11 protein-coding genes and 1 pseudogene are annotated in these 14,676 nt (G+C 59.7%); 3 read left to right on the forward strand and 9 right to left on the reverse strand.

Annotation, left to right across the window (positions count from 1 at the left end):
* Nucleotides 1-75: 75 nt before the first annotated feature.
* Complete coding sequence (locus WHX55_RS05580; protein ID WP_150754208.1) at nt 76-2,667, reverse strand: glycosyltransferase; 2,592 nt, start codon at nt 2,665-2,667, stop codon at nt 76-78.
* Nucleotides 2,668-2,916: 249 nt separating this feature from the next.
* Here WHX55_RS05580 and tcdA point away from each other — a divergent pair, with 249 nt between their 5' ends.
* A complete protein-coding gene (tcdA, locus tag WHX55_RS05585; protein WP_353742207.1) occupies nt 2,917-3,735 on the forward strand; it encodes a tRNA cyclic N6-threonylcarbamoyladenosine(37) synthase TcdA in 819 nt (272 codons plus the stop codon).
* Nucleotides 3,736-3,838: 103 nt separating this feature from the next.
* Here the strand turns inward: tcdA and WHX55_RS05590 are convergent, their stop codons facing one another.
* The 4 genes from WHX55_RS05590 to WHX55_RS05605 all read right to left on the reverse strand — a co-directional run bounded on the left by WHX55_RS05590 (nt 3,839) and on the right by WHX55_RS05605 (nt 6,901).
* A complete protein-coding gene (locus tag WHX55_RS05590) occupies nt 3,839-4,243 on the reverse strand; it encodes a SufE family protein (protein ID WP_353742208.1) in 405 nt (134 codons plus the stop codon).
* Nucleotides 4,240-5,445 carry a cysteine desulfurase gene (locus tag WHX55_RS05595; RefSeq protein WP_150757295.1) on the reverse strand — a complete coding sequence of 402 codons (1,206 nt, stop codon included), beginning with the start codon at nt 5,443-5,445 and terminating at the stop codon, nt 4,240-4,242. The genes WHX55_RS05590 and WHX55_RS05595 overlap by 4 nt, the downstream gene beginning before the upstream one ends.
* 80 nt (nt 5,446-5,525) lie before the next feature.
* Nucleotides 5,526-6,560 carry a 2,3,4,5-tetrahydropyridine-2,6-dicarboxylate N-succinyltransferase gene (gene dapD / locus WHX55_RS05600; RefSeq protein ID WP_150757296.1) on the reverse strand — a complete coding sequence of 345 codons (1,035 nt, stop codon included), beginning with the start codon at nt 6,558-6,560 and terminating at the stop codon, nt 5,526-5,528.
* 32 nt (nt 6,561-6,592) lie between these two features.
* Entirely contained in the window at nt 6,593-6,901 is a 309-nt protein-coding gene (locus WHX55_RS05605) for an arsenate reductase (RefSeq protein ID WP_353743024.1), read from the reverse strand.
* Between the two features lie 346 nt (nt 6,902-7,247).
* Here WHX55_RS05605 and WHX55_RS05610 point away from each other — a divergent pair.
* A pseudogene (locus tag WHX55_RS05610) lies at nt 7,248-7,676 on the forward strand (cation:proton antiporter); the annotation flags it as partial.
* Between the two features lie 219 nt (nt 7,677-7,895).
* On the forward strand, nt 7,896-8,333 hold the full coding sequence (locus WHX55_RS05615) for a hypothetical protein (RefSeq protein WP_353742209.1): 438 nt from the start codon (nt 7,896-7,898) through the stop codon (nt 8,331-8,333).
* 101 nt (nt 8,334-8,434) lie between these two features.
* On the opposite strand, the gene WHX55_RS05620 is transcribed toward WHX55_RS05615, so the two are convergent.
* The 4 genes from WHX55_RS05620 to map form a co-directional block, all read right to left on the reverse strand.
* Nucleotides 8,435-9,229, reverse strand: a complete 795-nt coding sequence (locus WHX55_RS05620) for a M12 family metallopeptidase (RefSeq protein ID WP_353742210.1) — start codon at nt 9,227-9,229, stop codon at nt 8,435-8,437.
* A gap of 281 nt (nt 9,230-9,510) precedes the next feature.
* On the reverse strand, nt 9,511-10,710 hold the full coding sequence (gene dapC / locus WHX55_RS05625) for a succinyldiaminopimelate transaminase (RefSeq protein WP_353742211.1): 1,200 nt from the start codon (nt 10,708-10,710) through the stop codon (nt 9,511-9,513).
* A 136-nt stretch (nt 10,711-10,846) separates the two neighbouring features.
* Nucleotides 10,847-13,549: a [protein-PII] uridylyltransferase gene (locus WHX55_RS05630; RefSeq protein WP_353742212.1), complete on the reverse strand. Its 2,703-nt coding sequence runs from the start codon at nt 13,547-13,549 to the stop codon at nt 10,847-10,849.
* A 41-nt stretch (nt 13,550-13,590) separates the two neighbouring features.
* Nucleotides 13,591-14,373 (reverse strand): type I methionyl aminopeptidase, encoded by a 783-nt coding sequence (map, locus tag WHX55_RS05635; RefSeq protein WP_353742213.1) that lies wholly within the window; start codon nt 14,371-14,373, stop codon nt 13,591-13,593.
* Between the last annotated feature and the right edge of the window lie 303 nt (nt 14,374-14,676).

The raw sequence follows: 14,676 nt of genomic DNA on the forward strand, positions 1-14,676 counted from the left end.
CAAGCCCCGCAAAATGGCGCTTATCTTAAAGCAAAACGGCGACCATTGGCCGCCGTTTAGTGCATCCGCAGAGATTTAGACGACAGGTGCCGTTTCAGGCTCGGCGGTCGGTTTCGGCAGCGACGACAGGAACGCCATGATCAACGCCGCCAGGTACGGCAGCGACTGCACCAGCAGCATGGTCACCCAGAAGCGCATGTCGTTGCTCGGCATGCCGTTCACCAGGAAGATCCCCAAGGCAGCGCCCCACAACAGCAACATGATGAACATCTCTTCCCGGGCTTCCGAAATCGCCACCCAGAAGCCATGGTTATCGGCATTCTTCGGCGTGCGGAAGAACGGAATGCTGCTGGTGAAGAAGCCGTACAGCACCGCTTTGGCAATGGTGTGGGACAACGCCAGACCGGCCAGCGCCGCGCAGAAGGCGTCCTTCAGGTTCACTCCGACCGCACGACGGTAGAGGAAGATGATCTTGGCGACCTTGAACACGAACAGCGCCAATGGCGGGATTGCGAAAATCAGCAGCGGCGGATCGACCCGTTGCGGCACGATGATCATCGCCGCCGACCACAACAGCGCGCCAACGGTGAAGAAGATGTTCATGCCGTCCGCCACCCACGGCAACCAGCCAGCGAGGAAGTGGTAACGCTGGCCACGGGTCAGCTCGGTGTCCTTGCCGCGCAGCAGGCTGGCGGTGTGGCGCTTGATGATCTGAATCGCGCCGTAGGCCCAGCGGAAACGCTGTTTCTTGAAGTCGATAAAGGTATCGGGCATCAGGCCTTTGCCGTAGCTGGTGTGGTAATACGCCGCCGACAGGCCTTTTTCGAATACCCGCAGACCCAGTTCGGCGTCCTCACAGATGCACCAGTCGGCCCAGCCCAGTTCTTCGAGCACCGAGCGACGGGTCATGGTCATGGTGCCGTGCTGGATGATCGCGTCGCGGTCGTTGCGGGTCACCATGCCGATGTGGAAGAAACCCTTGTATTCCGCGTAGCAGAGCTTCTTGAAGGTGCTTTCGTTCTGGTCGCGGTAATCCTGCGGCGACTGCACCACGGCGATTTTCGGGTCGGCGAAGTGCGGCACCATGTGCTTGAGCCAGTTCGGGTGCACGCAGTAATCGGAGTCGATCACCGCGATCACTTCGGCATCCTTGGCGGTGTGCGGGATCAGGTAGTTCAGCGCGCCGCCCTTGAAGCCGGCCAGCGGTGCCACGTGGAAGAACTTGAAGCGCGGGCCGAGGGTTTCGCAATAATCGCGCACCGGTTCCCAGACCGCCGGGTCCTTGGTGTTGTTGTCGATGATCAGGACTTCGAAGTCCGGATAGTCGAGGTTGGCCAGGGCGTTGAGGGTCTGTTTGACCATCTCCGGCGGCTCGTTGTAGCAGGGCACGTGAATCGACACTTTCGGCCGGTAGCTGGAATCGCCTTCCACCGGCAGGAACTCGCGCCGGCGCTTGTGCACCCACACCGCTTCGGCCAGTTCATGGGCTTCGGTCAGCAGCACGATAAACACCCCGAGTGCACCGAGGGCGAGCAAGAAGCCCACCGTCAGGCTGAACCAGGTGCTGTATTGCTGGCTGTAGTCGTAACCGATCCACACCAGCACCGAACCGCACAGGAACGCAATGAAGGTCAGGAAGGTACGGCCACGCTGGCGCAGGGCCGAGCCGTCGATCATCAGCAGGGTCAGCGACAACAGCGCCAATACCACCGAACCAATGGCCAACACGCGCCATTGCGGAATCGCTACCACCGGGCCTTCGAAGTTGAACTTCTGCTGGCGCGCGGCGTTGAACACGCCCCAATAGGCGCCGACGGAACCTTCGTCGCTGGCTTTCCACGGCTGGTCGAACGCTTCGATCACGAAGTAGTTGAAACCCTGGCGGTTGAGCTTGTTGACCAGGGTTCGCAGGTAGATCGCCTGGTCCGCCGGGGAGGCATCGGCGCCACCGCGCATGCGGCCGTTGCTCGGCCAGCCCACCTCGGACAGCAGCAGTGGTTTTTTCGGGAACATCTTTTTCAGGTCGCGGGCGCGGTCGAGGACGAACTGCCCGGCCTTGTCCATCGGGACGAACTCCCAGTAAGGCAGGATGTGCGCGGCGATCAGGTCGACGTGCCTGGCCAGTTCCGGGTGTTCTTCCCAGACGTGCCACTGTTCGGACGTGGTCACCGGCACTTTCACGGCAGCACGCACGCGATCGAGCATGACGCTGAGTTCCTGGGCGGTGATTTCCTTGCGGTAAATGGCCTCGTTGCCGACCACCACACGAACCACGCTACGCGAGGCATTGGCGATTTCAATGGCGCGGGTAATTTCCCGTTCGTTGCGTTCCTGGTCCGGACTGATCCAGATCCCCAGGGTCACCCGCAAGCCGAACTCTTCCGCCAGTTTCGGGATGTTTTGCAGGGTGCCATCGACCGAGTAGATGCGGATGTTGTCCGTCAGCTTGCTCATGATCTCCAGGTCGCGACGCATTTGATCGTCGGTCGGGTACTGGTCTTTCTGCGGGAACTGGCCCTGCTGGAATGGCGAGTACGAGAAGCCGGAGATCTGTTCAGGCCAGTTGGGGGCGGTGACCGGGCGGTTGATCAGCGCCCAGAAGCCGGTAAACAAGGCAGCGATGGCGAGCACCACGACCAGGTTGAGTCCAAATTTACGCGATGACATAGCTATTTCGGGTTCCAAAGGCTGTGGAACGAGGGGACGGTCGGCGGCCGTAAAGGGCGCGCATCCTACACCGGCGGTTCTCTGACCGTACAGCGGACAGGGAAATGCCGGACGTTGGGCAATCTGTATTCGCTAAAGTTCTGTCATTTCTGGTGTAGGGCTTATCGCCATCGATTTGTAGGCTATGTCGCCGCTCTGTGTAGGACTTGTTACCGTCTGGCCGTATAATACGCGCCGGTTTTTTAGGTAATGGTCATGAGTACAGAAGATCCGCGGTTTGCCGGCATCGCCCGCTTGTATGGCATCGAAGGGCTGGAGCGACTGCGGGCTGCCCATGTGGCGATCGTCGGCGTCGGTGGTGTCGGTTCCTGGGCGGCGGAAGCCATGGCCCGTTGTGGCGTGGGCGAGATTTCGCTGTTCGACCTGGATGACGTCTGCGTCAGCAACGTCAACCGTCAACTGCATGCGCTGGACAGCACGGTGGGCAAGCCCAAGGTCGAGGTGATGGCCGAGCGTCTGCGCGGGATCAATCCGGACTGCACGGTGCACGCGGTGCCTGACTTCGTCACCCGCGACACCATGGCCGAGTACATCACACCGAACATCGACTGCGTGATCGACTGCATCGACAGCGTCAACGCCAAGGCCGCGCTGATCGCCTGGTGCAAGCGGCGCAAGATCCAGATCATCACCACCGGCGGCGCGGGCGGGCAGATTGACCCGACGTTGATCCAGGTCTGCGACCTCAATCGCACGTTCAACGATCCGTTGGCGTCGAAAGTGCGCTCCACACTGCGCCGCGACTACGGCTTCTCACGCACCGTGACTCGCCATTACAGCGTGCCGTGCGTGTTTTCCACCGAGCAACTGCGCTACCCGAAACCGGATGGCAGCATTTGCCTGCAGAAGAGTTTTGTCGGTGATGGGGTGAAGCTCGACTGTGCCGGCGGGTTTGGCGCAGTGATGATGGTGACGGCGACGTTCGGCATGGTCGCGGCGACCAAGGCTGTGGACAAGATCGTGGCGGGTGTGCGGCGGCCGGCGGATCGGGTCAAGTCGCAGGCCTGATCTGTAAGGCTGATGGCCCCATCGCGAGCAGGCTCGCTCCCACAGGGATTTCGGTGATCCTGTAGGAGCGAGCCTGCTCGCGATGGGCTGCGAAGCAGCCCCTTTATTGAGCCAACTCCCGCATCCGCTGTAGCACTGCATTCAAACCATTGCTACGAGACTCGGACAACTGCCGCCCCAGTCCAAGCTGATTGAACCAGTCCGGCAAATCCACCTGTTGCAGCTCAGCCGCGGACAACCCGTTGACCCGCGCCAGCAGCAACGCCACCAACCCGCGAATCAACCGCGCGTCGCTATTGGCGCTGAATCGCCAATGGCCATCGCGCAACTCACCCATCAGCCACACCTGGCTTTCACAGCCGTGCACCCGGTTGGCATCGCACATCTGCGCATCACTCAAGGTCGGCAGGCGCTCGCCCCATTGCATCAGCAGGCGGGCGCGTTGCTCCCAGCCGGCTGCTTTCTGAAAGGTCTCGAGTGCCGTCACGGCATCGGCAGGCAGGTTCATCGCAATAGCTCCAGCGCCTGATCCAGGGCTTCAAAGAACCGCTCCAGGTCTTCGGAATCGTTGTACAGCGCCAACGACACCCGAATCGCCCCGGCCAGTTCGAAGCGCTTGAGCAGCGGCATGGCGCAGTGATGGCCGGCACGCACCGCGATCCCTTGTTCGGTCAGCAAATGCGCAAGATCGGAGTTATGCACACCCTCGACGGTGAAACTGACCAGTGCCACTTGTGGCTTGCCCAGCAGGCGAATGCCGTTGCGCGCTTCCAGGCCCTTGAGCAGACAGGCATGCAGCGCCGCTTCATGGAGGGACACGGCGTCATGATCGAGCCCGGCGAGGTAATCCAGGGTCGCTCCCAGGCCGATCACACTGGCAATCGGCGGCGTCCCTGCCTCGAAACCCAGCGGTGCCGGGCGAAAGCGTGCGTCGTGGTAATTGGCATCGAGCACCATTTCGCCGCCGAACTGCCACGGCCGCAGCTTCTGCAGCGCTTCATTGCGGCCAAACAATACGCCCAGACCATCGGGGCCGTAGAGCTTGTGGCTGGAGAATACATAAAAGTCGCAGCCCAGCGCTTGCACGTCGTGGCGGCCATGGACCACGCCCTGGGCGCCGTCGATCACGGTCAGGGCATTGTGCGCCTTGGCCAGTGCCAGTAATTCAGGCAGCGGCTGCCACGCGCCAATCACGTTGGACAGTTGACTGACGGCCAACAGACGCGTGCGTGGGCCGATCAAGCCGGTGGCGGCTTCAAGGTCGATCACGCCGTCGGCATCCAGCGGCAGGATCACCAGTTTCAGGTCGCGACGGTGCGCCAGTTGCTGCCACGGCAGCAGGTTGGCGTGATGCTCCAGGGCGCTGATGACAATTTCGTCGCCCGGATTGAAAAGATGTTCCAGGCCGTAGGCCAGGAGATTCAGCGCGGACGTCGCGCCGTGGGTAAAGATGATCTGCCCGCAATCGCCAGCATTGAGCCATTGCGCGACTTTGCGGCGGCTGTCCTCGAACGCCTGGGTGGCGTGGGCGCCGGGCAAATGCTGCGCCCGATGCACGTTGGCCGCGCCGTTGGCGTAGTAGTGCGCCAGGGCATCGAGCAGGGCTTGAGGTTTTTGCGTGGTGGCGGCGTTGTCCAGATAGGTCTGGTCTTGCCGTTGCAGGGCGGCGATGGCCGGAAAATCGGCACGCCAGGGAGAGAGAATCATCATGCTATCGGGCCCTGGTGAGGGTACGCCGTACCCATGTAGGAGCGAGCTTGCTCGCTCCTACACAGGTGATCGTGTAACGCTTAGTTGTGAGCGTGCAGCGCTTCGTTCAGTTCGATGGCCGATTTGTGGGTTTTGCATTCCACGGCACCGGTCTCCGAATTGCGACGGAACAGCAGGTCCGGCTGGCCGGCCAGTTCACGGGCCTTGACCACTTTGACCAGCTGATTGTTTTCGTCCAGCAGCGCAACTTTGGTGCCAGCGGTCACGTACAGGCCCGACTCGACGGTGTTGCGGTCGCCCAACGGGATACCGATACCGGCGTTGGCGCCGATCAGGCAGCCTTCGCCGACCTTGATCACAATGTTGCCGCCACCCGACAGGGTGCCCATGGTCGAGCAGCCGCCGCCCAGGTCCGAACCCTTGCCGACGAAGACGCCAGCGGATACGCGGCCTTCGATCATGCCCGGGCCTTCGGTGCCGGCGTTGAAGTTGATGAAACCTTCGTGCATCACGGTGGTGCCTTCGCCCACGTAAGCACCCAGTCGCAGACGCGCAGCGTCAGCGATACGCACGCCAGCCGGAACCACGTAGTCGGTCATTTTCGGGAACTTGTCCACCGAGAACACTTCCAGCAGCTCGCCGCGCAGACGGGCTTCGAGTTGCAGTTCGGCCAGTTCGCTCAGGTCGACCGCGCCCTGGCTGGTCCAGGCCACGTTTGGCAGCAGCGGGAAGATCCCGGCCAGGTTCAGGCCGTGGGGCTTGACCAGGCGATGGCTCAGCAGGTGCAGCTTGAGGTAGGCCTCAGGGGTGGACGACAACTGGGCGTCTTCAGCCAGCAAGGTGGCAACCAGCGGCTTGTGGCTCTCGGCCAGGCGGGTCAGCAGGGCTGCCTGGGCAGCGTCGACGCTTTTCAGCGCTTCAGCCAGTTGCGAGGCCTGGGCGGTGCTGAACGCGATGGCCTGATTGCCTTCGGTATAGCCCAGGATCGGTGCGATAGCGGCGAGGATTTCAGCCGATGGCTTGAGTACCGGGGCGGCGTAGAACACTTCCAGCCATGCGCCTTGACGGTTTTGAGTGCCGACGCCGAAGGCCAGGCTGAACAGGGTAGTGGACATGTGTATACCTCTAACAAAATTGAACGGGCTGCTTACTTGAGCGCGGCCGCGTAGATATTTGGCTTGAAGCCAATCAGGGTTCGGTCACCGAGATCGAGCACCGGGCGCTTGATCATCGAGGGTTGTGCGAGCATCAGTTCGATGGCTTTCGTCTGGTCGAGATCGGCTTTGCGTTCGTCGTCGAGCTTGCGAAAGGTCGTGCCTGCACGGTTCAACACCACTTCCCAGCCGTGCTCGTTGCACCATTGGGTCAGGTGTTCACGGTCGATTCCGACCGCTTTGTAATCATGAAAGTCATAGCTGGCAGCGTGTTCATCGAGCCAGGTGCGCGCCTTTTTCATGGTGTCGCAGGCTTTGATGCCGAAAAGGTGCAACGTTTTGCTTGAAACGGTCAAGGAATTGCCCCCCTTGCAGGTGCCGTAAATATAAAGGTGACGGATTATGCCATGGGCATTGGGTTAAAACGCAAAACCTGTGGGAGCGAGCTCGCTCCCACAGGGATTGGCGCGGTCCGGGTGCGACATAGGTGCAAGGGCCACCGGTAGTCTAAGCGGCTAATATGGCACTTCGATGCTGTCGATTGTTCGGGAATCACGCTTTATGCAAACCGCCTACACCGTCCTGATCCTGTTGATGCTGGTCGGCGTTTCGCGCCTGATCGGACGGGTGGTACCGCTGCCGTTGCCGTTGATGCACATCTTGCAGGGCGAGGCGCTGATGAACGACGCCTCGGGCCTGGTGACGTTCAAGTTTGCCCTGGCGGCGGTGACCGGCGTGTTTTCGCTGGCCAATGCCAGCCTGACCTTTGTGCTGGTCGCGGTCGGTGGTCTGGCGGTCGGGGTGGCCTTGAGCTGGCTGGTCGGCCGTCTGCGGGCGTGGATGATCGCGCGGGGCTGGGATGATCCGGCGACGCATGTGGTGTTCATGTTGCTGCTGCCGTTTGCGGCCTACGTGCTGGCCGAGCGCATGGAAGTGTCGGGCATCCTCTCGGCAGTTGCGGCGGGAATGATGCAGAGCTGGCTCGACCTGCTGCCGCGCCAGACCAACACACGCTTGCTCAACCGTAGCGTCTGGTCATTGCTGGAGTTCGCGTTCAACGTCGCGTTAGTTTTTCTTACCTTCATAGGTAAACCCGTTGCGGGTTGTCGGTACTGCTGCGGCGCTTGCGCGGCAAGGGTGAAGTGACCCAGGTACCGACGGCGCGATCCTGCTGGTTGTTGACCGTCGGCGGCGTGCGCGGGGCCGTGACGCTGGCGGGTGTGATGTCGGTGCCGATGCTCATGGGGGGGCGGTGCGTTTCCCGAGCGCGACCTGCTGATATTCATCGCCGCCGGGGTGATTCTGCTGTCGTTGATTGCGGCCTGCATCGCGCTGCCACTTTTGTTGCGTGGCATCGAAGCCAGCCCGGACGACAAGCGGCGCAACGAAGTGCGCGACGCCTGGCGCAAAACCGCCGAGGCGGCCATTCATGCGCTTGAGACAGAAGAGGTCAACCCACAGGACGCCGCCCAATCCGCGCTGGCCGCCGAGCTCAAGGCGCGGATCATGTCCGAGTATCGGCATCAATTGGAGGTGTTCAACGATTCCGCTGAAGCCCAGGCCTTGGCGTTTCAGATGGACTTGCTGGAACGGCGCTTGCGCTTGAAGGCGCTGCGGGCGCAACGCCTGGAGTTGTATAGCCTCAGTCGTCATCACCAGATTGGTGATGACGTGTTGCGTGAGGTGTTGGGGGAACTGGATCTGAGTGAGGCGAAGCTTGGGGTGGTTAAGTAATTAAACACTACTGGATTTTTTTCATTGTTGTATAGCGGTGTATACCGAGGAGTTGCTGAGACGAACTGGATCTGAAAGCGGTAGTTTGAAAACCTTACGTTCTAGCGAGAATTGCCGGTCAATGGCGCTTTCAGATGGTTAAGTAGTTCTGAAAATATCGTGAATATAGTTTTATGAGGGTAAATCTTGCGAATTGTCTCCTTGTCTTTTTCGCTCAATGTACGATTTCTAGCTTGCTTCCAGTTGTCTATGGTGACTTCGCCATCTATCTCGTAATGCATAATTGATAGGGGGTCGTAATCACTGTAGGTGACATTTGAATAGTAAGGAAGCGGCAGGACATCGGTATCAACACTCTTGCGGTCAAAGTTGTATTCTTTTTCATACCAGTCGTAGATTTTATCCAAATCCCATGGAATGGTTGCGTCTGGATGCTGGTGTTCATGATGAAGTCCCAGTGCGTGACCAAATTCATGCAGGACAGTTCCTTCGAATTCGTCGTCTTCCAGGGATAAACTTATGCGCATGGTTGGTTCTTCAGGGAGGTATTTCAAAGAGTCTGTGCCGAGCAAGGAATAAGAAATCCGGTCTTCACTTTCCTCGATCTTCAAGCGAATATCACCTGTCGCACCTGGTATGAATTCAAATTTTAAGTTGGCGTGCTCTAGCCATTGGCTGGCAATGTTTTTTACGATGTCGACGGTTTTTTGGTCCGTGTCATATGTCGAAATTTTCAGGGTGCGCCCGGGCTCCCAAAAACGCGTATGGAAAGCAACGCTTCTTTTCGTGCGTCTGGAGTTGCTGCGTTTTACATTGTCGCTGCGCTCATTGATTGCGGCCTCATAAGAGGCAACGGGATCAATGCTTTTAACGATGCTGCAAATTCCATTTTTCATAGGGGGAGGTCCATGTCTTTTATCGGTTGTGGTTTGATGAAAAACCGGTTTGTTGGTTTTTTATTTGCTCATTATTGGGGTGTAAAGATTTTTTGATATGACTTTTCAAGATTTTGAGTGTGGTGTTATCACTCGCCTTCTCGAAGTTTTAATTTGATCAATAAATTGGTTTGGAGTTGGAGAATATTTAAATGAAAGCCACGCTGTAAAGTTGCTGCTTGTTAGATGTTGTTGCCGGTGGGCGGCCTGTACTGCGTTGCACAGTACAGGCCTTATTAGTGTCAGTTGCGGCGAGTGATGAAGTCGCGAATACGTTCTGCCGCTTCAACGCACTCGGATAATGGCGCAACCAGTGCCATGCGTACTCGACCCGCGCCTGGATTCAAACCGTCAACATCGCGGGACAGGTAAGAGCCCGGCACCACCGTCACGTGCTCTTGTTCGAACAGGTCGCGGCAGAACGCTGCGTCGTCACCGGCCACGTTCGGCCACAGGTAGAAGCTGCCATCCGGCCGCTGTACGTCCATGACCGGGCTGAGGATTTCCAGCACCGCATCAAATTTCTCTCGATACAGCGCCCGGTTGGCGCGAACGTGCACTTCGTCATTCCACGCAGCAACGCTGGCCAGCTGGGTTTGAACCGGCATCGCGCAGCCGTGGTAGGTACGGTAGAGCAGGAAGCCCTTGAGGATGTCGGCGTCACCGGCAACAAAACCTGAACGCAGGCCTGGCAAGTTCGAACGCTTGGACAGGCTGTGGAACACCACGCAGCGCTTGAAGTCCTTGCGACCCAGTTCCACGCAAGCGCTGAGCAGGCCCGGCGGCGGGGTTTGTTCGTCGAAGTACAGCTCGCTGTAGCACTCATCGGCCGCAATCACGAAGTCATATTCGTCGGCCAGGGCGATCAGCTTTTTCAGGGTTTCCACTGGAATCAATGCGCCGGTCGGGTTGCCTGGCGAGCACAGGAACAGGATCTGGCAGCGTTTCCAGATGTCCGGCGACACGGCGTCGAAATCCGGGTTGAAGCCGTTTTCGTCCAGGCATGGCAGGTAATGCGGCTTGGCCCCGGCGAGGAACGCGGCGCCTTCGTAGATCTGGTAGAACGGGTTCGGGCTGACCACCAGCGCGTCATCGCCACGGTTGACCACGGTCTGGGTGAAGGCGAACAGCGCCTCGCGGGTACCGTTGACCGGCAGCACGTTGCGCGCCGGGTCGATCCAGCCCTTGGGGACGTCGAAGCGACGCTCGCACCATGCCGCGATGGCTTCACGCAGCTCCGGGATACCGAGTGTGGTCGGGTACACCGCCATTTTTTCCAGATTGCTGGCCAGGGCCTCGGCGACAAAGCTTGGCGAACGGTGTTTCGGCTCGCCGATGGACAGCGCGATCGGGCGCTTGTCCGGGTTTGGCGTCACGCTGCCGAGCAGGGCGCGGAGTTTCTCGAACGGGTAGGGCTGGAGCTGGGACAGAGCGTTGTTCATGGTGGCCTCGTTCAATGTGGGAGCGGCGGTGCGGCGATCCGACTTGCTCGCGAAAGCGGTGTATCAGTGAAGTGTGTGTTTACTGACACACCGCTTTCGCGAGCAAGCCCGCTCCCACAGGGGAAAATTGTTTAGTTCAGATGCTGATGCGCGACAGTTTGATATCGGGTTCCTGGTTGACGCTCAGTTGTTCGACGATCGCATCCTGCAGGCGGCTGCACAGCAGCGGGTCGGACAACGGCTGATTATTGGCGTCGGTGATGAAGAACACGTCTTCCACGCGCTCGCCGAGGGTGGCGATCTTGGCGTTCTGCAGCGACAGATCGAACTCCAGGAATATCGTGCCAATCCGCGCCAGCAGGCCCGGGCGATCGGGCGCCGTGAGTTCCAGCACCGTCACCGGGCGCTGGGCATCGTTGTGGATCGTCACCTGTGGCGCAAAGGCGAAATGCTTGAGTTGACGTGGCACTCGGCGCTGGATGATGGTCGGGTAGTCGTCCGGGTTGCGCAGGGCTTCGGTCAGGCCGTCGCGGATCTGTTTGACCCGCGCCGGATTATCGCCAATCGAGTCGCCGTCAGTGTCGAGCACGATATAGGTGTCGAGGGTGAACTGGCTGCTGGAGGTGATGACCCGGGCGTCGTGAATGTTCAGGTTGAGCTGGTCCATCGCGGCCACGGTCACGGCAAAGAAGTCGTGCTGGTCCGGGGCATAGATGAAGATCTGCGTACCACCTTCGAACTCACGCTGGGTGGTTTCCTTGATCAGCACCAGTGGCCCGCCGTCGACCGGTTGCTGGAGGATCGCGTCACTGTGCCAGGCGACGTCGCCGGCGGTGTGGCGCAGGAAATAGTCATCACCCAACTGCGCCCACAGTTGCTCGACATCGTCCGGGTCGGTGCCGCCGCGCACCAGGATATCCAGGGCGGCGCTCTGGGTCTGGCGGATCTGCTCTTCGCGATCCACCGGGTTTTCCAGGCCGCGACGCAGGGCGCGCTTGGTCTCGGTGTAGAGCTGGCGCAGCAGGCTGGCGCGCCAGGAGTTCCACAGGGTCGGGTTGGTCGCGTTGATGTCGGAGACGGTCAGCACATACAGGTAGTCGAGGCGGGTTTCGTCACCGACGATCTGGGCGAAATCATGGATCACCTGCGGGTCGGACAAGTCCTTGCGCTGGGCGGTGGTCGACATCACCAGGTGGTTTTGCACCAGCCACACGATCAGGCGGCTGTCCCACACTGGCAGCTGATGGCGCTGGCAAAACGCCTCGGCATCGACCGCGCCGATGTCCGAGTGATCGCCATGCCGGCCTTTGCCGATGTCGTGGTACAGGCCGGCCATGTAAATCAGCTCGGGTTTGGGCAGCTTGCCCATGAGCTTGCTGGCCAGCGGGAATTTTTCCGACACCTGGGTGTACTGCAACTTACGCAGGTGTTTGATCAGGTTCAGGGTGTGGGCATCGACCGTATAGATGTGGAACAGGTCGTGCTGCATCTGCCCGACGATGAAACCGAATTCGGGCAGATAACGCCCAAGAATGCCGTAACGGTTCATTCGCCGCAGGTTGCGGTGGATGCCGATCTTGCATTTGAACAATTCGATAAACAGGCTGGTATTGCGAATGTCGTTGCGGAAGTCGTCGTCGATCAGGTGACGGTGTTCCCGCAGCAAACGGATGGTGTCGGCACGAACGCCTTTGATTTCCGGCTGCTGTGCCATCAGCACGAAGATTTCGAGCATGGCGAACGGGGTGCGGCGGAAGACATTGTCGTTGCGTGCCTCAATGTAGCCGTCATGCAACTGGAAGCGCGAGTTGATTGGCTGCGATGGCGCTTCGTCTTCCGGTGCGAGGATGACTTCCTCGAAGTGCTGGATGATCAGGTCGCTGAGCTGGGCGATGCTCATGACCACCCGGTAATATTGCTGCATGAAGTTTTCGATGGCTTGCTTGGCGTCGTCGCCTTTGAAGCCCAGCAGCCCGGCAATGGTGCGCTGGTGATCGAACAGCAGGCGGTCTTCGGAGCGGCCAGCCAGCATGTGCAGGGCATAGCGAACCTTCCACAGGAACTCCTGGGAGGAGGCGAGCAGGGCGTTTTCACTCTCGACCAGGAATCCTTCGCCAGCCAGTGCCCGCAGGTTCAGGGTGCCGTACTCGCGACGGGCCACCCACAGAATCGTCTGGATATCCCGCAGGCCGCCGGGTGAACCTTTGACGTTGGGTTCCAGGTTGTATTCGGTGTCGTTGTACTTGTGGTGGCGGGCCTTTTGTTCGGCGCGCTTGGCCAGGAAGAAGTCCTTGCTCGGCCACATGTGCCCGGTGCTGGTGACGTCCAGCATGCGCTGGCGCAGATGCTCGGGGCCGGCGATGGTGCGGCTTTCCATCAGGTTGGTGACGACCGTCAGGTCGGCGCGGGCCTCGACGGCGCATTCGTCGACCGAGCGAACGCTCTGACCGACCTCCAGGCCGATGTCCCACAGCAGCGTCAGAAAACGCTCGATGGAATCGCGGAAAACCTCGTGGTCGGCACTGTCCAGCAGGATCAGCAAGTCGATATCGGAATAAGGGTGCAATTCGCCACGGCCGTAGCCGCCGACCGCGACCAGCGCGATGTCGGCGTCCTCGCTCCAGCTGAACTGCTCCCAGGCCTTTTGCAGGATGTTATCGACGAACCAGGCACGATCCTCGATCAGCCGGCGAATGTCCCGGCCGTTGCGAAAGCGCGTGTCGAGCACCTCGCGGGCCTGGCGGATCGCCTTCTTGAAGGCCGCGATCGGGCTTGCCTTCAGGGCCAGTTCAGCCTGGAACTGGCCTCGGTCGAAGAGTTCGGGATCCACCTGCGGCATCGATTGGCTTTCCTTTCTATAGGCGAGGTTCGGTGTCGGGATCAGGCCGAAACGCGAGGGATGGTGTCATCGCCGCGCAGGGTGAAGATCTCGTAACCGGTTTCAGTCACCAGCAGGGTGTGTTCCCACTGTGCCGAGAGCTTGCGGTCCTTGGTGATCGCGGTCCAGCCGTCGCCCAGTACCTTGGTGTCGGCACGGCCCTGGTTGATCATCGGCTCGATGGTGAAGGTCATGCCGGCCTTGAGTTCCATGCCGGTGCCAGCACGGCCGTAGTGCAGGATCTGCGGCTCTTCGTGGAACACCTTGCCGATACCATGACCGCAGAATTCGCGAACCACCGAAAATCCGTTCTTTTCCGCGTGCTTCTGAATGATTTCGCCGATGTCGCCCAGGCGGCAGCCGGGTTTGACGATTTCAATCGCCTTGTACATGCATTCCTGGGTCACCTGGGACAGGCGCTCGGCCCAGACCGGCACGTTGCCGACGTGGAACATGCGGCTGGTGTCGCCGTGGTAGCCGTCCTTGATGACGGTGACGTCGATGTTCAGGGTATCGCCATCTTTGAGCGGCTTGTCGTTCGGGATGCCGTGACAGACCACGTGGTTGATCGACGTGCAGATCGACTTCGGATAGCCCTTGTAGTTGAGCGGGGCAGGGATGGCTTTCTGCTCATTGACGATGTAGTCGTGGCAGGTCTGGTTCAGTTGATCGGTGGTAACGCCCGGCTTGACATATTCGGCAATCATTTCCAGCACATCGGCGGCCAGTTTGCCGGCGATACGCATTTTGGCGATATCCTCGGGGGTTTTGAGGGTGACGGTCATACAGGCTCTCTCTGCGCCCGACGGCGCTTACTAAACGGAAAGGGCATTGCGCGATCGAACTTCGCGGCCCTGAAAAATGCGATTCTACCAGACGATCAGCGCAAATCTGCGCCTGTGTGCATCGCTTCTCTCTATAGAATGGTGCATTCTTGGCGGATTCCAAGGGATGGAGCAAAGCACTCGCCAGGATTTCAGAATCCGGGTTCCGTTTTGCCCTGCCTTGTGATATAAAATGCGCCGCTTTCCGGGGATGTCCCGTAAAGCCTAAATCCACACACGTGTCGACACGATGACCTGGGTGCC

The sequence above is a fragment of the Pseudomonas fluorescens genome (assembly GCF_040448305.1).
Classification (GTDB): Bacteria; Pseudomonadota; Gammaproteobacteria; order Pseudomonadales; family Pseudomonadaceae; genus Aquipseudomonas; species Aquipseudomonas fluorescens_BH.